Genomic DNA, 19829 nt, shown 5'->3' on the forward strand with positions numbered 1-19829 from the left:
TCCGATGGGTGATGGGGATGCCCTTGGAGTCTACCGGCGCGCAGGTCAGGAGTCGGTTCCGGTGCCCTCCTGCTCGCCCCACTCGCCGCGGTCGGGGCGCTCGCCGCGCTCGCCGGGGCCGCCGGGCAGGCCGGGGAAGTCGCCGTCGGCCGGGCGATCGACGCCGACGACCGCGCGCACGCCGAAGAAGCCGGTGGTCGCGGCGCCGGTGGCGAAGCCCGCACCGAACAGCAGCAGGCCGGCGACGGCACCGGCGGTGATCAGGAACCAGAGGCGGCGGTACCAGGGGGTGCGCGGCTCGGCCGGCTCGGTGGTGGCGGTGGTGGCCGCGGGCGCTGCCGCGGCGGGGGCGTAGGCCTGCGGCGCGCCGTCGGCGGTGGCCCGGGGGAGCGGTGTGGTGGGACCGGTGGCGGCGGCGGGCTCGGGGGTGTCCGTCGAGGTCAGGGCGGCGGATGCCTCGGAGGCATCCGCCTGCTCGGCCTCGGGTGCCGGGCCCTCGGTCTCGGGCGTCGTGCCCTCGGCGTCGGGGTTCGGGTCTGCGGGCGTGTACTCGGTCGGGCCGGCGTCGTCGCCGGTGCCCTCCGGGGAGCGGTCGTCGTTCTGCATGTGAGACATGCTCGACCACGGGGCTATGGGCGACCCGGCACGAAGCTATGGATTCGCCCAGACCTCGGCCGCCCGCTCGGCCGGTGCGTGCCGGCTCAGGCCAGCCCGGCCTCGCGGGCGCGGACCGCGCGCAGCGCCTCGCGCACCGCGGCCATGCCGTGGAACGTCTCCTCGAAGCTCGTCGACAGCGGCGAGAGGCCGACCCGCAGCCCGCCCGGATCGCGGTAGTCGGGCAGCACGTCGCGCTCCCACAGCGCGGCCACGACCTCGCGCATCGCGGGATGCGACAGCGTGACGTGGCCGCCGCGGTCGGCCGCTGCCCGCGGCGATGCCACCTCGACCCCGAGCGGTGCGAGCCACTCGTCGCTCAGGGCGATCGCGAACTCGGTGAGGGCGACCGACTTCGCGCGCACCGCGGGCATGCCGGCGTCGGCGATCATCTCGATCGTGTCCTGCATCGCGAGCATCGCGACGATCGGCGGGGTGCCGCTGATGAAGCGGCGCATGCCCGGGCCCGGCACGTACGACGGACCCATCGCGAACACGTCCGCGGTGCCCATCCAGCCCTGGATCGGCTGCGCGAGCGCGGCCTGCAGGTCCTCGCGCACGTACGCGAACGCGGGGGAGCCGGGGCCGCCGTTCAGGTACTTGTACGTGCAGCCGACGGCGAGGTCGAACCCCCAGGCATCCGCCTCGACCGGCACCGACCCGGCCGAGTGGCAGAGGTCCCACAGCACCAGCGCGCCCGAGTCCTGCGCGATGCGCGTGAGCTCGGGGGCATCCGCCAGATAGCCCGACCGGTAGGCGACGTGGCTCAGCACGACCAGTGCCGTCTCCGGCCCGACCGCTGCGCGCAGCTGCCCGGCGGTCACGCCCGAGTCGCGCGCGACCTCGATCCAGCGCAGGCGGGCGCCGCGCTCGCGGGCGATGCCGTCGAGCAGGTAGCGGTCGGTGGGGAAGTCGTCGCTGCCGACCACGATCTCGACGCGGGCCGGGTCGCGGGCGAGCTGCGCGTCGACCGCAGCGCGCGCGAGCTTGTAGAGCAGCACGGTCGTGGAGTCGCCGATGACCGTCTGGCCGGGCGCGGCGCCGATGACGTGCCGGCCGATGTCGTCGCCGATGCGGAACGGCAGCTCCATCCACTCCTCGTCCCACCCGCGGATGAGGCGCTCGCCCCATGCCTCGCGCAGGAACCGCTCGACCCGCTCGATCGCCGAGACCGGCGGGCGGCCCAGCGAGTTGCCGTCGAAGTAGACGAGCGGGGTGTCGGCGCCGTGGAAGCGCGCGCGAAAGTGGGCGAGGCCGTCGGCGCGGTCCTGGCGGCGCGCCCACGCGAGGTGGCGGTCGAGGCTCATGGACTCCATTCTCGGCGACGCGCCCTGTTCGGGTCCCGCCAGTTCGGCACGTGCCGTTCGCACCGGCCCGTCGAGCTGGCACCGGCCCGTGCTCCAGCGCGGGCCGGTGTGACGTGCACCTGCCGGTGTTAGCGGCACGTGCCGGTGCGAGCGGGCGGATGCGGCGGGGCCGCGTCAGATGTGCTGCTCGAACGCCTCGGCGGGCACGACGTGGGCGCCGGTGAGCCAGGCTGCGAACTCGTCGGACGCCGCCGGGGGCGGGCCGGGGATCCACGTGGCGACGCCGTCGGGCGGGCCGACGGGCCAGGTCGCGATCATCGCGGCGAGCACGTCGGCGGGCGCGAGGCCTGCGTCGAGGAGACCCTGCACCTCGCGCGGGTTCACGCCGAGGGGCAGGTCGCCGTTGCCGAGGTCGGTGCCCCAGAGCACGGTGCCGCCGGCCGCGTGGAAGCGGGCGAGGTTGTCGAGCGCGACCGCGTGGTCGGCGCCGCGGCCGCCGCGGTCGTGGATGTCGAGCGACGAGATCCAGCGCTGCCCGGCGGCGACGGCGCGGGCGATGAGGGCGTCGTCGAGGCGCTCGGTCCACGGGGTGTGCGCGAGCGCGTCGACGCCGGCGTCGAGCGCGCGCTCGGCCATGCCCGCGCCCTGGACGTGCGCCACGACCGGCAGTCCGGCCGCCCGTGCCGCGGCCACGACCTCGGCGAGGCCGTCCGGGTCGAGCACCGGCCCGTCGTCGGCGTGCAGCGTGACCTTGACGACGGATGCCCCGAACGAGTGCTGCTCCTCCACGGCCGCCTCGGCGGGGGTGCGGCCCGCCGCGTGGTGCTCGAGGCGCCCGGTCCGCACCGCACGCACCGCGCCGGCCGGCGCCCAGTCGCGGTCGCTCGGGTACCCGCCGGGCGCGGTCAGGAACGCTCCCGCGTACGCCACCTGCGGCGAGTGGTGCTCGTCGGCGAGGCGCGAGAGCGCGGCCGGCTCGCCCCCGAGGTCGAGCACCGACGCGATGCCGCCCGCGACGATGCCGTGCAGGTCGACGAGCGCGAGGTGCACGTGGTGGTCGCAGAGCGGGGGGAGGGCGATGCCGTCCTCGCCCGTGACGCCGTGGCGCACGTGCCGCGCGAGCGGGCCGAGCAGCGGATCGACGTCGGTCACGGTGCCTCCTCGGTGCGGGCGACCGGGCGGATGCTCCGGGGCACCCGAGCCCCGGCCGGGCGGGGTTGCGCGCAGCGGGGCATCCGTCACGCCCCGATCTCGGTGCGCACCGCGTACAGCTCGGGGAAGAACGTGAGCTGCAGCGCCTTCTGCAGGAACGGGGCGCCGCTCGAGCCGCCGGTGCCCGTCTTCATGCCGATGATGCGCTCGACGGTCTTCAGGTGGCGGAAGCGCCAGAACTGGAAGTTGTCCTCGAGGTCGACGAGCTCCTCGCAGGTCTCGTACGCCGACCAGTGGTGCTCGGTGTCGGCGTAGATCGCGGTGAACATCGGCACGAGCTCGGGCTGGAAGGTCCAGGCCTTCGTGACGTCGCGGTCGAGCACCGCCTGCGGCACGGGGTAGCCCGCGCGGGCGAGCAGCCGCAGGAACTCGTCGTACAGGCTCGGCGACTCGAGGGCCTCGCGCAGCAGCGCGTCGGCGGCGAGGTCGTCCTCGAAGACCTGGAGCATCCGCTCGTTCTTGTTGCCGAGCACGAACTCGACCGCGCGGTACTGGTACGACTGGAACCCGCTCGCGTTGCCGAGGAAGTCGCGGAACTGGCTGTACTCGGTGGGCGTCAGCGTCGCGAGCACCGACCACTGCTCGGTGAGCGTGCGCTGGATGTGCTTCACGCGCGCGATGCACTTGAGCGCCGGGGCGAGCTCGTCGTGGCGGAGCAGGTCGCGCGCGGTGCGCAGCTCGTGCAGCATGAGCTTCAGCCAGAGCTCGGTGGTCTGGTGCTGGATGATGAACAGCAGCTCGTCGTGGTGCTCGGGACGACTGACCGGATGCTGCGCCGAGAGCACCTGCCCGAGCTCGAGGTAGCCGCCGTAGCTCATGCGCTCGCTGAAGTCGGTCACGACCGACTCCTCGATCGTGCGCGTGTTCTGCTCGACGCCCGATTCCTGCTCGTCCGCGCTCACGATCGCCAGCCTAGCGAGGCCGGTGCGCGCGGCGTGTGTGTGGGCGGCTGGGCCTAGGCTCGGGCGCATGGGGGAGCAGCTGACATTTCGCGCCGAGGTGTGGCAGTGGGATGCGCGCACCGAGGAGGGCTGGTACTTCGTGACGCTGCCCACGGGTCCGTCGGAGGAGATCGCCGACCGGCCGCGCCCGCCGCGCGGGTTCGGGTCGGTGAAGGTGCGCGTGCGGGTCGGCGGGTCGAGCTGGGCGACGTCGATCTTCCCCGATTCGAAGGCCGGCGCCTACGTGCTGCCGCTCAAGAAGGCGGTGCGGAAGGCCGAGGGCATCGAGCTGGGCGACGAGGTCGAGGTCGAGCTCGAGACCCTCGAGTAGGCGGCGCTCAGCCGGCGGAGCGCACCTGCACGACGTTGTCCCACGGGTCGTCGAACTCGAGAGCGCGGCCGTCGTCGCGCGCGGCCACGCCGAAGTGCGCCATGCGCTCCCCCAGCTCGCCCACGTCGTCGGCGCCCGGCACGACGATCTCGACGCGACCGAGCCCCAGCGCGAGCTGCCGGCGCCCGGCGCCCGCGCTCTTCCAGGTGTTCATCGCCATGTGGTGGTGGTACCCGCCGGCCGACACGAACAGCGCCTGCGGACCGAATGTCGCCGTGGTCTCGAAGCCGAGGCGGTCGACGTAGAACTCGCGCGCGCTCGCGATGTCGCCGACGGAGAGGTGCACGTGCCCCACGACGGCGTCGCCGAGGCGCGGCCCCGAGGCATCCGTCGCCATGCCCTGCTCGGTCAGGTGCTCCTGCAGGAAGGCGTTCGGGTCGAGGAACAGCGTGGCCATCTCGACCGACCCGTGGGTCCACGACCACTCGGTGCGATCGCGGTCCCAGTAGAGCTCGACGCCGTTGCCCTCGGGGTCGTCGAAGTAGAACGCCTGGCTCACGAGGTGGTCGGCGCTGCCGGTGAACGTGCCGGGGTAGCGCGTCGCGACCGAGTAGACGGCGGCGGCGAGCGCGGCCTGGTCGTCGAACAGCACGGCGGTGTGGAAGAGGCCGGCGCTGCGGGGGCTCGCGTGCTTCAGCTCGGGCGCGTGCTGGAGGATCACGAGCGGGGTCGTGCCGCGGCCGAGCACCGCGACCGGGCCGTCGTGGCTCAGCAGGTCGAGGGTGACGCCGTCGCGGTAGTAGCGGATCATCGCGTCGAGGTCGGCGACGCGCAGGGTGACCGCGCCCATGCCGGTGTCGGGGGCGAGCAGTCCGGATGCCCCGGGGAGATTAGTTGTACTCACAAGTAAATTGAACCACGGTGAGGGCGCCGGCATTCCCGGCGCACGGAATCAGGCGGGGTGCCCGGTGAGCCGCTCGATCAGGGCGCGGTAGCGCTGGGCCGTGCGCTCCACGATCTCGGTCGGCAGCGTCGGCGGCTCGGGCACCGACTCCTGGTCCCAGTTCCGCGCGAGCCAGTCGCGCACGATCTGCTTGTCGAAGCTCGCCATGCGCAGCTCCGGGGTCGCGCCGGTCGCGTACGCCTCGGCGTCCCAGTACCGGCTCGAGTCGCTGGTCAGCACCTCGTCGGCGAGCGTCACGATGCCCGTGTCGCGATCGGCGCCGAACTCGAACTTGGTGTCGGCGAGGATCACCCCGCGGGCCTCTGCGATGGCGGATGCCCGTGCGAACACGTCGAGCGAGATCGCACGCAGCTGCTCGGCGACCACGTCGCCCACGAGCTCGACGGTGCGCTCGTACGAGATGTTCTCGTCGTGCTCGCCCAGCGGGGCCTTCCACGCCGGCGTGTAGATCGGCTCGGGCAGGCGGTCGCCGTTCTGCAGGCCCTCGGGCAGCGGGATGCCGCAGACGGTGCCCTCCGCCCGGTACTCCTTCCAGCCCGACCCGGTGAGGTAGCCGCGCACGACGCACTCGACCGGGAACATGCGCAGCGGCCGCACGAGCATGGCGCGCGCGGCGACCGCGGCCGGGACCGCCGGCACGTCGAGCCGGTCGTCCTCGGCGTAGGCGAGGTGGTTCGGCACGTCGGCGAGCTGGGTGAACCACCAGTTCGACAGCGTGGTGAGCAGCGCGCCCTTCTCGGGGATGCCGGGCTCCAGCACGTGGTCGAACGCGCTCACGCGGTCGGTCGCCACGACGAGCGCGACCGGGGCGATCGACATGGGGTCGCCCGTCCACGTGTCGTCGTCGGTCATCGACGCGGTCGGCACGTAGAGGTCGCGCACCTTGCCCGAGTAGACGTGGGTCCAGCCGGCATCGGCGAGGTCGTTGCTCACGCGCCCAGTCTAGGTCGGCGGATGCTGCGGGCCCATGCCCGCCCGTGACGGATCAGTCGGCGACGCGGGCGGCGATGTCGGTGCGGAACTGGCCGCCGTCGAGGTGGATGCGGCCCATCGCCTCGTAGGCGCGGGCACGCGCGGTCGAGAAGTCCTCGCCGGTCGCGACCACGTTGAGCACGCGGCCGCCCGTCGCGACGAGGGCGTCGTCGGAGTCCGCGTCGCCGGGCACCGCGGTCGCGGCGTGCGCCAGGTGCACCCCGGGCACGGATGCCGCGTCGGCGAGCCCGTGCAGCAGGCGGCCGGTGAGCGGCTGCTCCGGGTACCCCTCGCTCGCGAGCACGACGGTGACCGCCGCATCCGCCCGGAACTCGGGGCGCTCGAGCGAGCCCAGCCCGCCGGTCGCGGCCGCCATGAGCAGGCCCGACAGGGGGGTCGCGAGCCGCGGCAGCACGACCTGCGTCTCGGGGTCGCCGAAGCGCGCGTTGAACTCGATGACGCGGATGCCGCGCTCGGTGAGGATGAGCCCGCAGTAGAGCAGCCCGATGAACGGGGTGCCGTCGGCGTCGAGCTGCCGCACGGTCGGCAGCGCGATCGTCTCGATCACCTCGTCGACGAAGGCCTGCTCGCTGCCGAACCGCTCGTCGAGCCACGGGAGCGGCGAGTAGGCGCCCATGCCGCCCGTGTTCGGGCCCTCGTCGCCGTCGCCGAGGCGCTTGTAGTCCTGCGCCGGCGAGAGCGGCAGCACGTTCGTGCCGTCGGAGAGGAGGAACAGCGACACCTCCTGCCCGTCGAGGAACTCCTCGACGAGCACGCCGCCGTGCTGCAGCCAGAAGGTCGCGTGCGCGAGCGCCGCCGCGCGGTCGTTCGTGACGAGCACGCCCTTGCCCGCGGCGAGGCCGTCGGCCTTCACCACGTACGGCGCGCCGAACTCGTCGAGCACCCGCTCCGCGTCATCCGTCGTCTGCAGTCGCTCCGCGCGACCGGTGGGCACGCCCGCGGCGTCCATGACGCGCTTCGCGAACGCCTTCGACCCCTCGAGCTCGGCGGCCGCCCTGCCCGGCCCGAACACGGCGATCCCGCGCGTGCGCAGTGCGTCGGCGACGCCCGCGACGAGCGGCGCCTCGGGGCCGATGACCACGAGCTCGACGTCGTTGTCGAACGCGAAGTCGGCGACCACGACGGGGTCGTTGGCGTCGAGCGCGATGGTCGTGACCGTGCCGGCCGCGGCGTCGCCGCCGGATGCCGCGATGCCGGCGTTGCCGGGAGCGGCGATGATCTCGTGACCGGCCCGCTCGGCCAGCAGTGCGGTGATGATGGCGTGCTCCCGCGCGCCCGAGCCGAGGACCAGGATTCTCACCGTCACAGGCTACCCGACCGGCCGGGCGCGGCTCGGGTCGCGCAGGGCCGGCATCGGTCGGCGGGGCGGGGGCCGCGGGCCGCACGCGGTGGCAGGATGGGCGCATGGCACGCGCGCGCATCAACGACGAGGACGGCTGGGCGGCCCTGCGGGCGGCGATCGGCGCCGAGGACGCGGCCGAGACCGCCGGCAACCCCGACGCGGCCGTGGTCAACCCCGACGCGGGCGCCGCCTCCGTGGCATCCGTCGATCGCCCCACCCTGTCGCTCGCCGTGCACTTCAGCCTGCAGCTGCTCGCCGAGAAGGCGCCCGGCAACACGCTCGAGGTGCGGGTGCCGCCGTTCGCGGTGGTGCAGTGCGTCGAGGGCCCGCGGCACACGCGCGGCACGCCGCCGAACGTCGTCGAGACGGATGCCGCGACCTGGCTCGCCCTCGCGAGCGGCTCGATCGGGTGGGACGACGCCGTCGCGTCCGGCGCGGTGCAGGCGTCGGGCACCCGCGCCGACCTGCGCGACCAGCTTCCGCTGGTCTGAGCCCGAGGGCGCTCAGGCCGCTGGCGACGCCGTTCACAGCAACGCCTGCGACAATGAGCGCGTGAACGACACCCCCGCACCCGAAGAGCACGCCGAGGTCACCCGCGACGAGGTGACGGTGCGCCGATCGCCGCGGTATCCGCGGTTCCTCGTGCTGGGCGGCGCCGTCGGGGCGCTGCTCGCGCTCATCCTCACCTTCGCGTTCCCGGCGGTCGAGCAGTTCGACAAGGGCCAGATCTTCGGCTTCCTGCTGCTCGTGCTGGGTGCCATGGGCGTCGCGCTCGGTGCGGTGCTCGCGCTCGTCATCGACCGGGTGATGGCCGGTCACGTGCGCACCGTCGTCGCCGAGCACGAGCAGGTGCACCCCGAGACCGACACCATCGAGCGGTACGTCGCAGAGACGCAGGTCGAGCAGGCTCAGGCGGGCGAGGCCGACTCGAGCAGCGACGCGAAGCGCTCGACCGAGCCGCCCGCCGTCTCGAGCTGATCGGCGTCGAGGGCGACGCGCAGCGCGCCGTCGACGCGGGCGAACACGACCGGTGACCCGGCGTGCGCCACGGCCCGCTCGAGCTCGTCGTCGAGCTCGTTGAGGTGCAGCAGGCGGAACGGCACGCCGAGCCGCGCGACCATCGCGTCCCACTCGGGGCGTCGCCGCCAGGTGTGCGTGACGTCGCAGAGCGAGCAGTGCGCCGTGCCGAGGAACTTGCCCACGATGTAGCGCACCTCGCCCGCGGGGCCGCCGTCGGCGTTGTAGACGCCGATGTACTCGGTCGCGTTCACGAGAGCTGCGTGCGCTCCACCCAGTCGAGGTACTCCTCGGTGACCGTGCCGGTGACGTACTCGCCGGTGAAGCACGACAGGTCGAGCTGCTCGATCGAGGTGCCTTCGGTGATTGCGGCCTGCAGGTCCTCGACCTCCTGGTAGATCATGTGGTCGGCGCCCAGCTCGGCGGCGATCTCGGGGATCTTGCGGCCGTGGGCGATCAGCTCGGCGCGGGTCGGCATGTTGATGCCGTACACGTGCGGGAAACGCACGGGCGGCGCGGCCGAGGTGAAGGTGACCTTGTTGGCGCCGGCGGCGCGGGCCATCTCGACGATCTCCTTCGACGTCGTGCCGCGCACGATCGAGTCGTCGACGATGAGGATGTTCTTGCCCTTGAACTCCGAGCCCATGGCGTTGAGCTTCTGGCGCACGCTCTTCTTGCGCTGCGCCTGCCCGGGCATGATGAAGGTGCGGCCGACGTAGCGGTTCTTGTAGAAGCCCTCGCGGTACTCGACGCCGAGCTTGCGGGCGACCTGCATGGCGGCGGGGCGCGAGGAGTCGGGGATCGGCATGACCACGTCGATGTCGCCCAGCGGCGCGTAGCGCGCGACGGTGTCGGCGAGGCGGTCGCCCATGCGCAGGCGCGCCTCGTACACCGAGATGCCGTTCATGATCGAGTCGGGGCGCGCGAGGTACACGTACTCGAACGAGCACGGCACGAGGCGCGGGTTCGCGGCGCACTGGCGCGAGTACATCTCGCCCTGCATGGTGACGAACACGGCCTCGCCCGGGGCGATCTCGCGCACGATCTCGTAGTCGCCGTTCTCGAGCACGAGGGACTCGGATGCCACGATCCACTCGTCGCCCACGAGCCCGGCGGTGCGGCGGCCGAGCACGAGCGGGCGGATGCCGTACGGGTCGCGGAACGCGAGCAGGCCGTGCCCGGCGATCATGGCGATCGCGGCATACGACCCCTCGACGCGCTCGTGCACGTTGCGCACGGCGTTGAAGACCTGGTCGGGGTCGAGGTCGAGCGACCCCGAGACCTCGCCCTGCAGCTCGGTGGCGAGCACGTTCAGCAGCATCTCGGTGTCGCTGGCCGAGTTCATGTGCCGGCGGTCCTTGTGGAACAGGTCGTCGGCGAGCTCGCGGGTGTTCGTGAGGTTCCCGTTGTGGATCAGGATGATGCCGTACGGCGCGTTCACGTAGAACGGCTGCGCCTCGCGCTCGTTGGCCGCGTCGCCCTTGGTCGCGTAGCGCACGTGCCCCAGGCCCATGGTGCCGAGCAGCGCGCGCATGTCACGCGTGCGGAACGCCTCGCGCACCTGGCCGCGGCCCTTGTGGATGTGGAACTGCGCGCCGTCCGCGGTCGCGATGCCGGTCGAGTCCTGGCCGCGGTGCTGGAGCAGCAGGAGGCTGTCGTAGATCTGCTGGTTGACCGGTTCGGTAGAGACGATTCCGACGATGCCGCACATGCGTGGCGTGGCTCCAGGGGTGAGGGAGGTGCGAGTGCCCGGACCGGGCAGGGCAATCCTCCCACACCGTCGTTGGGTGAAGGCTGGGTGGCTCCGGGGCGAACGGCGGGCGGATGCCCCGTGCTCGCGTCCAGGTCACGAATGTGTCACGGGTACTTGCTTCTCGACTTTCTTTAGTCCTAAAGTAAAGCCGTTCCCGCACCGCGAACCCCAACAGCAACGAGGAATCGATGGCGATCCACTCATCCACGCGCACCGACGTCAACCGCTCGGCGATCCTGGCCCGGCTCGGTGCAGGCGGCCCCGCCTCGCGTGCCGAACTCGCCCGGGTGCTCTCCCTCTCGCCCGCCCTCATCACGCAGCTGGTGAAGGACCTCATCGCGGACGGGCTCATCGTGGAACTGGAGCAGGCGCCGTCGAGCGGCGGCAGGCCGGCGCGGATGCTCGGGCTCGCGGCGTCCGCCGGTCGGGCGATCGGCATCAAGGTGGTCGCCGACCACGTCGCCCTCGTGGAGGTCGGCATCGACGGCCAGGTCGTGCGCTCCTCGAACACGCCCTTCGACGCCACGTCGAGCACGTTCGTCTCCGAACTCGTCGAGCGCATCCGCGACTTCATCGGCGCGGGCGCAGACGTCAACCTCCTCGGCCTCGGCGTCGGCGTCCCCGGCAGCGTCGACAGCCCCGGCAGCGGCGTCGTGGATTCCGCGCAGCTCGGTTGGAGCGGCGTCGAGCTCGGCGACGCGCTGCGTCGCGCGATCGGCCTCCCCGTGATCGTGGAGAACAACGTGAACGCGCTGGCCGTCGCGGAACGCCTGTACGGCCTCGGCCGGTCGCACGACGACTTCCTCGTCGTCACGATCGGCACCGGCGTCGGCGCCGGCATCGTCGTCGACGGCAGCGTGCTCCGCGCCGCATCGGGCGGCGCGGGCGAGATCGGCCATATCCCGGTCACCGACGACGGGCCGCGCTGCACCTGCGGCAACGACGGCTGCCTGGAGGCGCACATCAGCGAGGCGGCGCTCGTCACGCAGGCCCGGGACGCCGGGGTCATCCCGCAGGCCGCCGGCATCGACGCGCTGCTCGCCGCAGCGGACGCGGGCGATCAGGGCGCGCTCGACATCTTCCGCGAGGCGGGCCGCCTGCTCGGGCGCACCCTCGCCGGCATCGTGCACACGATCGATCCCGCGCTCGTCGTCGTACTCGGCGAGGGCACGAGCGCGTGGCGCCACTGGTCGCCGGGCTTCGAGCCGGCATTCCGCTCGCGCCTGCTCCGGCACCGCCGCAGCATCCCGGTCGAGGTGGAGGGCTGGCAGGACCAGAGTTGGGCGCAGGGCGCGGCGGCCCTGGTGCTCGCAACGCCGTTCGACGCGGCCGGAGCCGGCGACCAGGGCCGTCTCATCCGCCTGCGGCTCGTCGGGCAGGCGGCGACACCGTGACCACGCTCCTCGGCGAGGCCACCGGCCAGGCGCTTCGAGACGGCGCCGCCGGACCCGAACGGCCGTCGCGTCCACGCAACCGGCGCTCACGCCGCATCCGCTACGCCCTCACCGTCGCCGCCTTCCTCCTGCCGAGTGCGGTGCCGCTCGCGATGTTCACCCTCGGGCCGATGATCGGTGCCGCGTGGATCAGCCTCACCGAGTGGAACCTCATCTCCCCGGCCACGTGGGTCGGATTCGAGAACTACGCCACGCTGCTCACCGACCCCGAGACCGGCGAGGTCTTCCTGCACACGCTGTACTACATCGCGGGCTACCTCCCGATGGTCTACGTGGGCGGCCTCGCGATCGCGCTCGCGCTGAACACCGCGCTCCGAGGGCGGACGCTGCTGCGCGGGATCTACTTCCTCCCCGTCGTGACGAGCTGGATCGTCGTCGCGCTCGTCTGGCGCTGGCTGCTGAATCCGGCGAACGGCGTGGTCAACACCGTGCTCGCGTTCTTCGGCATCGACGGGCCGGGCTGGTGGACCGACCCGGTCTGGGCGATGCCGTCGATCATCCTCGCCTCGGCGTGGAAGGACCTCGGGTTCGTCATGGTGATCCTGCTCGCCGGGCTCCAGGCCATCGACCCCGAACTCCTCGACGCCGCTCGGGTCGATGGTGCGGGCTGGTGGCGACGCTTGTTCTCGGTGATCCTCCCGCTGCTGTCGCCGGCCACGTTCTTCGTGATCGTGATCTCCCTGATCAACGGCTTCCAGGTCTTCGACCAGGTGTACGCGATGACCGGGGGCGGCCCCGGCGGGGCGACGCAGGTGGTGGTGCAGCAGATCTACGACCTGACCTTCCGGTACGGGCAGGCGGGCGAGGCGTCCGCGCTCTCGTGGATGCTCTTCGCAGTGATCCTCGCCGTGACCCTGATCCAGATCCGCGGACAGCGCAGGTGGGTGAACTATGGCTGAGACGACCCTGACCGCACCCGCGCCGGCACCGGAGCCCGCGCCGGCACGTGGCCTCCGCCGCCGCAGCGCCGCCGCCCGCGCCGCACTCGCGCGCAGCGTGCTCCTGCACGTCGTGATCGTCATCGGCGCCCTGGCCATGTTCTTCCCGTTCTACTGGACGATCGTGACCTCGCTCACGCCGGGCACCGGGCTCAGCTCCACGCCGTCGCTGGTGCCCTCCGACCCCGGCTTCGACGCGTACCGGCAGCTCTTCGCCGACCTGCCGTTCGCGCGGATCGTCGGCAATAGCCTCCTGCTCGCGACGATCACGACCCTCGCACAGCTCGTCACGAGCGCCACGGCCGCCTACGCGTTCAGCCGGCTGCCGTTCCGCGGGCGCACGGTCGTGTTCGGCATCTACCTCGCGACGATGATGATCCCGCTTCAGGTGCTCGTCGTCCCGCTGTTCGCCGAACTGCGCGCGTGGGGCCTGGTCGACACCTACCTCGGAGCGCTCCTGCCGACCCTCGCCGCGGCGTTCGGGGTGTTCCTGCTCCGGCAGGCGATGAACCAGGTGCCCTTCGAGCTCGACGAGGCCGCCGCGATCGACGGCGCCGGCCACTTCCGGATCTTCTGGACGGTCGTGCTGCCGAACATCCGGCCCGCGCTCGCGACCCTCGCCGTCTTCGCGTTCATGGGCAGCTGGAACAACTTCCTCTGGCCGCTCGTCGTGCTGCGCTCGCCCGAGCTGCAGACGCTGCCGGTGGCGCTCGCCGGGCTCCAGGGCCAGTACACGACCCAATGGGACGTGGTCATGGCCGGCTCGGTCGTGAGCATCCTGCCGATGCTCGCCATCTACCTGTTCGCCCAGAAGTACGTCATCCAGGGAGTCGCGAACACCGGCCTCAAGTGAGGCGGCCGGTCATCCGCCGCGAGTTTCCGCATCCGTTCCACCCGCACCTCACACCTATCGAAGGAGATACGCACCATGAGGACCACCGCACTGGCCGGCGTCGGATTCGTCGCCGCGACCGCACTCGCACTGACCGGCTGCGCCGCAGGCGACCAGGCCGGCGACGAGGCCGACGGCCCCGTCACGATCACGTACAGCAACTTCATCTCGAACGGCGGCAACGAGGAGAACCTCCAGGCCATCGTCGACGCCTTCGAGGAGGAGCACCCGGACATCACCGTCGAGGTCACGACGCTGCCGTACGCCGACTACGGCACGGCGCTGCAGACCGACCTCGCGGCGGGAACGGTCTCGGACGTGTTCGACATCGAGTACGCCAACTTCGCGCAGTACCAGGCGAACGGCGTGCTGGCCGAGCTCTCGCCGGAGGACTCCGGCGCCTACCGGGCGAGCGTGCTGGAGGCCTACCAGGCCGACGGCACGCAGTACGCGCTGCCCAGCTCGTTCTCGACGGTCGTGCTGTTCTACAACAGCGATCTCTTCGAGGCCGCGGGGCTGGACGTGCCGGCCGGCGACTGGACCTGGTCCGACGAACTCGCCGCGGCGGAGGAGCTCACGGATGAGGGTGGCGGGGTCTGGGGCGACCACCAGCCGGTGAGCTTCTACGAGTACTACAAGGTGCTCGCGCAGAACGGCGGCGAGTTCCTGAACGCCGACGGCACGGCCGTCGCCTTCAACACGCCCGAGGGTGTCGAGGCGGCCGAGTGGCTGGTCGAGAAGAGCGGCACCGTGATGCCGTCCATCGAGGACGGCCAGGGCACGCCCGACTTCGACACGAACCTGTTCCTCGACGGCAAGCTCGCGATGCTGCACACCGGCATCTGGATGTTCGGCGCCTTCGCCGACGTCCCGTTCGGGTGGGACATCGCCGTGGAGCCGGGCAACACCCAGCAGGCGAGCGCCCTCTTCTCCAACGCGGTCGGGGTCTCGGCCGGCTCGGAGCACCAGGAGGCGGCCTCGATGTTCGCGGAGTTCCTCACCTCGAGCGACGTGATGGTGCAGACCCGCCTCGACGCGGGCTGGGAGCTGCCGGCGATCTCCGACGAGGCGGCGCTCGACAGCTACCTCACGCTGGGTGACCCGGCGAACCGGCAGGCCGTGTTCGACTCGCTCGAGCAGGTCGCCCTGCCGCCCGTCGTCGCCCAGGGTCAGCAGGAGATGCAGGACATCATGACCGAGGAGCTGGTCGAGGCGCAGGCCGGCCGCAAGAGCGTCCAGGAGGCGCTCGACTCGGCCGAGGAGCGCATCAACGCCGCCATCGGCGGCTGAACCGCGCACCGCACGGGGCCGGGCGATTCGCCCGGCCCCACCCATCACATCGAGAAGGCAGCAGCATGACCCTCCGAACCCCCGCACCGGCCGACATCGCGGCGCTCGTCGCGTCGAGTGCCGAGCTGATCTCCGAGCTCCAGGACCCCGGCGGGGCCTATCCCGCGAGCCCGACCTTCTCGGCCTACCGCGGCTACAGCTGGTTCCGCGACGGTGCGTTCATCGCCGACGGCATGTCGAGCGCGGGCCGCGCGGACTCGGCCGAGCGCTTCTTCGACTGGTGCGCGCGCGTCGTGGAGGCGCACGAGGACGACATCGCCGCGATCGTCTCCGCGGCACGGCGCGGCAGCCCGGTGCCCGACGAGCAGATGCTCGCCACCCGCTTCACGTTCGCAGGCGTGACAGGTGAGGACGACTGGTGGGACTTCCAGCTCGACGGGTACGGGACCTGGGTCTGGGCGGTCGCCGAGCACGTGCGCCGCCACGGGGTCGACGCGGGTCGATGGGCGAACGCGATCGGGCTGACGGTCGACTACCTCGCGAGCTCGTGGGAGCGCCCCTGCTACGACTGGTGGGAGGAGCACGCCGAGCACGTGCACGGCTCCACCCTCGGGTGCATCGCCGCGGGCCTGACGTCGGCAGTCGAGCTCGGAGTACTCGACGACGCCCGCACCGAGCTCGCCACCGCGGAGGCCGCGGCGGTCGAGCAGGCCCTGCGCACGCGGACCGTCGCGGGCGGGCACCTCGCCAAGTGGGTCGGCTCGTCCGCCGTCGACGGCAGCCTCGCCGCGATCGTCGGCGTGATGGAGGTCGTCCCGGCTGCGTCCGATCTCGGCCTCGCCACCATCGCGGCCATCGAGCGCGACCTGACCGTGGACGGCGGCGTGCACCGCTTCCTCGACGACACCTTCTTCGGCGGGGGCCAGTGGCCCTTGCTCACGTGCTTCCTCGGCATCGCGCTCGCCCGCGCCGGCGACCCTGCCCGTGCGCGGGAGCTGCTCGGCTGGGCGTACTCGACCACGGCGCCCGATGGCTCCATGCCGGAGCAGGTCGGCCGCCACCTCCTCGACCCCACCATGGTCGACGAGTGGGTCGAGCGCTGGGGCCCGGTCGCGCAGCCCCTGCTCTGGACCCACGCCATGTTCATCCGCCTCGCGGTCGAGCTCGACGCGCACCTGCGCGCGACGGCGACCACCGTGGCCGGCACCGACTCCCTGGAGACCACCGCATGATCCGCCACCGGCCGTTCGGCTCCGGCCATCCCTACTCCGTCGACACCGAGCAGCGCTGGCCCGTCGACCCGGTCGCGGGCGAGCCCCTGCGGCTCGGCGTGCGCGCGAGCGCGGAGATCGAGTCCGTCCGCGTCGACATCGAGGTGACGGGACCATCGGGCGATCGCGAGTCGCAGCGCCTCGCGCTCTCCCGGGTCGCGAGCACCTCCCGCGGCCAGACCATCGATGGCGGCCACCTCGCGTCGGCGCAGGCACGGCTGGCGCGCGCGGTGGGCGGGTGGGCGGTCGAGCTCCCGGCACCCGCGCCCGGCAGCGTCATCCGCTATCGCTTCACCGGTAGCGATGCCGGCGGCATGGCCCAGCGCACCCGCGAGTTCGACGCGGTGGTCTCGGGCTGGACCGACGCGCCCGACGAGACGGTTCGCGTGGTGGGCACCGACCGCGTGCTGCCGGGCAGCGTCTCCGTGCTCACCGACGGCGACCGCGTGCGTCGCGTGCGGTTCGCGCTCCCCCTCGCGGGCGGCGAGCACGTGACCGGCTTCGGTGAGCGATACGACCGGCTCGACCACCGCGGCACCGACCTCGACGCCGTCGTGTTCGAGCAGTACAAGCGCCAGGGCGCCGAGCGCAAGACCTACCTGCCGATGCCCTTCGCGCACGTGGTCGGCAGCGAAGGATGGGGCTTCCACGTGCGCACGTCACGGCGCAGCTGGTTCGAGATCGGGACGACCGCTGCCGATCGCATCGTCGTCGAGGTCGAGGCGGATGCCCCGGTCGGCGCGCCCGCCGTCGAGCTGGCCTGCTACGACGGATCGCCCGCCGAGGTGCTCGATGCGTTCCTCGCCGAGGTCGGCCGACCCGAGCAGCTGCCCGACTGGGTCTTCCGGCTCTGGGCGAGCGGCAACGAGTGGAACACGCAGGCCGAGGTGATGCGCCAGATGGACCTGCACCGCGAGCACGACGTGCCGGTCGGGTCGGTCGTCATCGAGGCGTGGAGCGACGAGCGCACGTTCACCGCGTTCCGCGACGCCCGGTACGAGGTCGCCGAGGACGGCGCACCGCACCGTCTGGACGACTTCGAGTTCCCCGCCGACGGGGCCTGGCCCGACCCGGTCGGCATGGTCGACGAGCTGCACGCCCGTGACGTGCGCGTCCACCTCTGGCAGATCCCGCTGCTCAAGGCGCGCCCGCACCCCGTCGGGCAGGCCCGGGCGATCGCACGTGCGGCCGTGCGCGACGAGGTGCTGATCCGCGAGCCCGACGGGCGCGGCGGGCTGCGCCCGTACCGCAACCGCGGCTGGTGGTTCCCGCTGTCGACCATGCCCGACCTGACCGACGAACGCGCCGCGCGCTGGTGGACGGAGCAGCGCCGCTACCTCGTCGAGGAGGTGGGCATCGACGGGTTCAAGACCGACGGCGGCGAGCACGCCTGGGGGCGTGAGCTCGAGTATCTCGACGGCACCAGCGGTGCGGAGGGGAACAACCGCTACCCGGTCGCGTACGCGAAGGCGTACGGCGACCTCCTGCGTTCCGCTGGGAAGGCCCCGGTGACGTTCAGCCGGGCGGGGTTCACCGGTTCCCAGGCCCACGGCGCGTTCTGGGCGGGCGACGAGAACTCGACCTGGGAGGCGTTCCGCTGGTCGATGTTCGCCGGGCTCTCCGCCGCCGCGAGCGGTGTCCTCTACTGGGGATGGGACATCGCCGGCTTCTCCGGCCCCGTTCCCGCGCCGGAGCTGTACCTGCGCGCGACCGCGGCATCCGTGTTCGTGCCGATCATGCAGTACCACTCCGAGTTCAACCATCACCGCACCCCGTCGCGCGACCGCACGCCGTGGAACATCGCGGAGCTCTCGGGCGACGAGCGCGTGGTCCCCGCCTTCCGATCCCTGGCGCACCTGCGCGAGCGACTGGTGCCGTACCTGGCCGCCTCGGCGGCGGAGAGCATCCGCACGTCGTCCCCGTTGATGCGGCCGGTGTACTTCGACCACCCGACGCTCCCGACCGCCTGGTCGCACCCGCTGCAGTGGTTCCTCGGCGAGGACCTCTTCGTCTCGCCAGTCGTCGCCCGGGGGGAGACTCGTCACGAGGTCGCGCTGCCGCCCGGCGACTGGGTGGATGCGTGGTCGGGGGAGGCGCTCGCCGGAGGCGCGACCATGACGGTCGACGTGCCCATCGACCGCATCCCCGTGTACGTGCGCGCGGAGGCGTGGCCGAGCCTCCGCGAGGTCTTCGCCAGCTGAGGGCGGGCGCCGCTACCGCGCGTAGCGCTCGACGAACGTGCGCAGCATGCGCTGCGGCTCGGACACGGGCGCGCGCCGCACCGAGGCGAGCGTGTCCTCGAGCTCGTGGTCCGCGAAGTAGCCGTAGCCGCCGTACGAGTGGATGCGCACCTCGATGCCGGGGAGGTCGAGCTCGGGGTGGAACTGCGTGGCGTACACGTTGGCGCCGACCCGGAAGGCCTGCACCGGGCACGCGGGCGACGACGCGAGCAGCGTGGCCGACGCGGGCAGCTCGCGCGCGGCCTCCTTGTGCCCGACGAAGGCGTTGAAGGTCGCCGGCATGCCGGCGAAGAGCGGGTCGGATGCCCCGGCGTCGGTGAGTGACACCGGCACGACGCCGATCTTCTCGGAGTACGCGCGATCGATCACCGCGCCCTGGTGCGCGCCGAGCGTGCCGACGCCGTAGCAGGCGCCGAGGAACGGGAAGTCGCGGGCGACGACCTCGTCGAGGAGCGTCGCGAACTCCGCCTCGACCCGGTGCTGCACCGCCGACTTCTGCTCGGGCGGGTCGGAGGCGTTGAACGGGCCGCCGCCGACGATGATGCCCGAGATCGCGTCGAGGTCGATGGGCGGCATGGGCTCCGCCTCGAGGCGCACGCGCACGAGGTCGCCCTCGTCGAGCCCGGCGCCGCGGAGGAAGAGCTCGTACTCCCCGTCGGCGGGCACGTCCTCGGCGCGCGTGGCGAGGAGGACGAACGGCTTCACGGCAACACGATAGCCGGACGCACGGCCCGTCGCGTCAGTATTGCGACGGTCCGTCGAGCACCGCCATGGTGCACCGCGAGACGCAGACCAGGCGGCCCCGCTCGTCGGTGATGCGGATGTCCCAGACCTGGGTCGTGCGGCCGCGGGTGATCGGCCGCGCCTCGCCGTGCACCCATCCGTCGGGAGCGGGGCGGGTGTGGTTCGCGTTGATCTCCATGCCGACGCAGTAGTGCCGCTCCGGGTCGACCGTGAACGACGCGCCCCAGCTCGCGAGGGTCTCGGCGAGCAGCACGGATGCCCCGCCGTGCAGCACGCCGCCGGGCTGGCGGGTGCGGCCGTCCACCGGCATCCGCCCCCTGATGGAGTCGTCGGTGAACCCGGTGATCTCGATGCCGAGGGAACGGATCGCGGTGTCGTCGCAGCGCGCGTCGACCCAGTCGGCGGAGGGGTGTTCGCCGGTGAACCAGATGCTCATGCGGTCGAGTCTGCCACGGCGCGGCAGGCGGCCCTGACGTGCGGATGCCC

The 19829-nt window shown here is 72.5% G+C and carries 20 protein-coding genes; 9 read left to right on the forward strand and 11 right to left on the reverse strand.

Going from position 1 to position 19829, the window contains the following annotated elements:
* Positions 1–45 precede the first annotated feature (45 nt).
* The 4 genes from QMG39_RS09045 to kynA form a co-directional block, all read right to left on the reverse strand.
* A complete protein-coding gene (locus QMG39_RS09045) occupies positions 46–606 on the reverse strand; it encodes a hypothetical protein (protein ID WP_281884200.1) in 561 nt (186 codons plus the stop codon).
* 95 nt (positions 607–701) lie between these two features.
* On the reverse strand, positions 702–1961 hold the full coding sequence (locus QMG39_RS09050) for a kynureninase (RefSeq protein WP_373878317.1): 1260 nt from the start codon (positions 1959–1961) through the stop codon (positions 702–704).
* 174 nt (positions 1962–2135) lie between these two features.
* Positions 2136–3113 (reverse strand): amidohydrolase family protein, encoded by a 978-nt coding sequence (locus tag QMG39_RS09055; RefSeq protein WP_281884204.1) that lies wholly within the window; start codon positions 3111–3113, stop codon positions 2136–2138.
* A gap of 86 nt (positions 3114–3199) precedes the next feature.
* Positions 3200–4075 carry a tryptophan 2,3-dioxygenase gene (gene kynA / locus QMG39_RS09060; RefSeq protein WP_281884207.1) on the reverse strand — a complete coding sequence of 292 codons (876 nt, stop codon included), beginning with the start codon at positions 4073–4075 and terminating at the stop codon, positions 3200–3202.
* A gap of 67 nt (positions 4076–4142) precedes the next feature.
* Between kynA and QMG39_RS09065 the strand changes: the two genes are divergently transcribed.
* Positions 4143–4445, forward strand: coding sequence for a DUF1905 domain-containing protein (locus QMG39_RS09065; protein ID WP_281884209.1), 303 nt, complete (start codon positions 4143–4145; stop codon positions 4443–4445).
* A 7-nt stretch (positions 4446–4452) separates the two neighbouring features.
* Here the strand turns inward: QMG39_RS09065 and QMG39_RS09070 are convergent, their stop codons facing one another.
* The 3 genes from QMG39_RS09070 to purD all read right to left on the reverse strand — a co-directional run bounded on the left by QMG39_RS09070 (position 4453) and on the right by purD (position 7702).
* On the reverse strand, positions 4453–5295 hold the full coding sequence (locus tag QMG39_RS09070) for a VOC family protein (RefSeq protein ID WP_281887227.1): 843 nt from the start codon (positions 5293–5295) through the stop codon (positions 4453–4455).
* A 102-nt stretch (positions 5296–5397) separates the two neighbouring features.
* A complete protein-coding gene (locus QMG39_RS09075) occupies positions 5398–6342 on the reverse strand; it encodes a phosphoribosylaminoimidazolesuccinocarboxamide synthase (RefSeq protein WP_281884211.1) in 945 nt (314 codons plus the stop codon).
* Between the two features lie 52 nt (positions 6343–6394).
* A complete protein-coding gene (gene purD / locus QMG39_RS09080; RefSeq protein ID WP_281884213.1) occupies positions 6395–7702 on the reverse strand; it encodes a phosphoribosylamine--glycine ligase in 1308 nt (435 codons plus the stop codon).
* Between the two features lie 104 nt (positions 7703–7806).
* Here purD and QMG39_RS09085 point away from each other — a divergent pair, with 104 nt between their 5' ends.
* Positions 7807–8235, forward strand: a complete 429-nt coding sequence (locus tag QMG39_RS09085; protein ID WP_281884215.1) for a sterol carrier family protein — start codon at positions 7807–7809, stop codon at positions 8233–8235.
* Positions 8236–8296: 61 nt separating this feature from the next.
* Positions 8297–8722, forward strand: coding sequence for a hypothetical protein (locus QMG39_RS09090; RefSeq protein WP_281884217.1), 426 nt, complete (start codon positions 8297–8299; stop codon positions 8720–8722).
* On the opposite strand, the gene QMG39_RS09095 is transcribed toward QMG39_RS09090, so the two are convergent.
* Positions 8653–9015, reverse strand: a complete 363-nt coding sequence (locus QMG39_RS09095) for a hypothetical protein (RefSeq protein WP_281884219.1) — start codon at positions 9013–9015, stop codon at positions 8653–8655. The two genes, QMG39_RS09090 and QMG39_RS09095, sit on opposite strands and share 70 nt — an antisense overlap.
* The gene (purF, locus tag QMG39_RS09100; RefSeq protein ID WP_281884221.1) at positions 9012–10472 is read right to left on the reverse strand and encodes an amidophosphoribosyltransferase; all 1461 of its coding nucleotides are present in this window, start codon (positions 10470–10472) and stop codon (positions 9012–9014) included. The genes QMG39_RS09095 and purF overlap by 4 nt, the downstream gene beginning before the upstream one ends.
* A gap of 230 nt (positions 10473–10702) precedes the next feature.
* Here purF and QMG39_RS09105 point away from each other — a divergent pair, with 230 nt between their 5' ends.
* The 6 genes from QMG39_RS09105 (at position 10703) to QMG39_RS09130 (ending at position 18560) form a co-directional block, all read left to right on the forward strand.
* On the forward strand, positions 10703–11908 hold the full coding sequence (locus QMG39_RS09105; RefSeq protein ID WP_281884223.1) for an ROK family transcriptional regulator: 1206 nt from the start codon (positions 10703–10705) through the stop codon (positions 11906–11908).
* Positions 11905–12867: a carbohydrate ABC transporter permease gene (locus QMG39_RS09110; RefSeq protein ID WP_281884225.1), complete on the forward strand. Its 963-nt coding sequence runs from the start codon at positions 11905–11907 to the stop codon at positions 12865–12867. Before QMG39_RS09105 ends, QMG39_RS09110 begins: the two co-directional genes overlap by 4 nt.
* Complete coding sequence (locus tag QMG39_RS09115) at positions 12860–13759, forward strand: carbohydrate ABC transporter permease (RefSeq protein WP_281884227.1); 900 nt, start codon at positions 12860–12862, stop codon at positions 13757–13759. Before QMG39_RS09110 ends, QMG39_RS09115 begins: the two co-directional genes overlap by 8 nt.
* Before the next feature lie 75 nt (positions 13760–13834).
* Positions 13835–15088, forward strand: a complete 1254-nt coding sequence (locus QMG39_RS09120) for an ABC transporter substrate-binding protein (RefSeq protein WP_281884229.1) — start codon at positions 13835–13837, stop codon at positions 15086–15088.
* Between the two features lie 65 nt (positions 15089–15153).
* A complete protein-coding gene (locus tag QMG39_RS09125; RefSeq protein ID WP_281884231.1) occupies positions 15154–16320 on the forward strand; it encodes a glycoside hydrolase family 15 protein in 1167 nt (388 codons plus the stop codon).
* Positions 16317–18560, forward strand: coding sequence for a glycoside hydrolase family 31 protein (locus QMG39_RS09130; RefSeq protein ID WP_281884233.1), 2244 nt, complete (start codon positions 16317–16319; stop codon positions 18558–18560). The genes QMG39_RS09125 and QMG39_RS09130 overlap by 4 nt, the downstream gene beginning before the upstream one ends.
* Before the next feature lie 12 nt (positions 18561–18572).
* On the opposite strand, the gene QMG39_RS09135 is transcribed toward QMG39_RS09130, so the two are convergent.
* Positions 18573–19304 carry a glutamine amidotransferase gene (locus tag QMG39_RS09135; RefSeq protein WP_281884235.1) on the reverse strand — a complete coding sequence of 244 codons (732 nt, stop codon included), beginning with the start codon at positions 19302–19304 and terminating at the stop codon, positions 18573–18575.
* A gap of 34 nt (positions 19305–19338) precedes the next feature.
* The gene (locus QMG39_RS09140; RefSeq protein WP_281884238.1) at positions 19339–19779 is read right to left on the reverse strand and encodes a PaaI family thioesterase; all 441 of its coding nucleotides are present in this window, start codon (positions 19777–19779) and stop codon (positions 19339–19341) included.
* Positions 19780–19829: the final 50 nt, after the last annotated feature.

It is taken from the genome of Agromyces rhizosphaerae (genome assembly GCF_027925245.1).
In the GTDB taxonomy this organism is placed as follows: Bacteria; Actinomycetota; Actinomycetes; order Actinomycetales; family Microbacteriaceae; genus Agromyces; species Agromyces rhizosphaerae.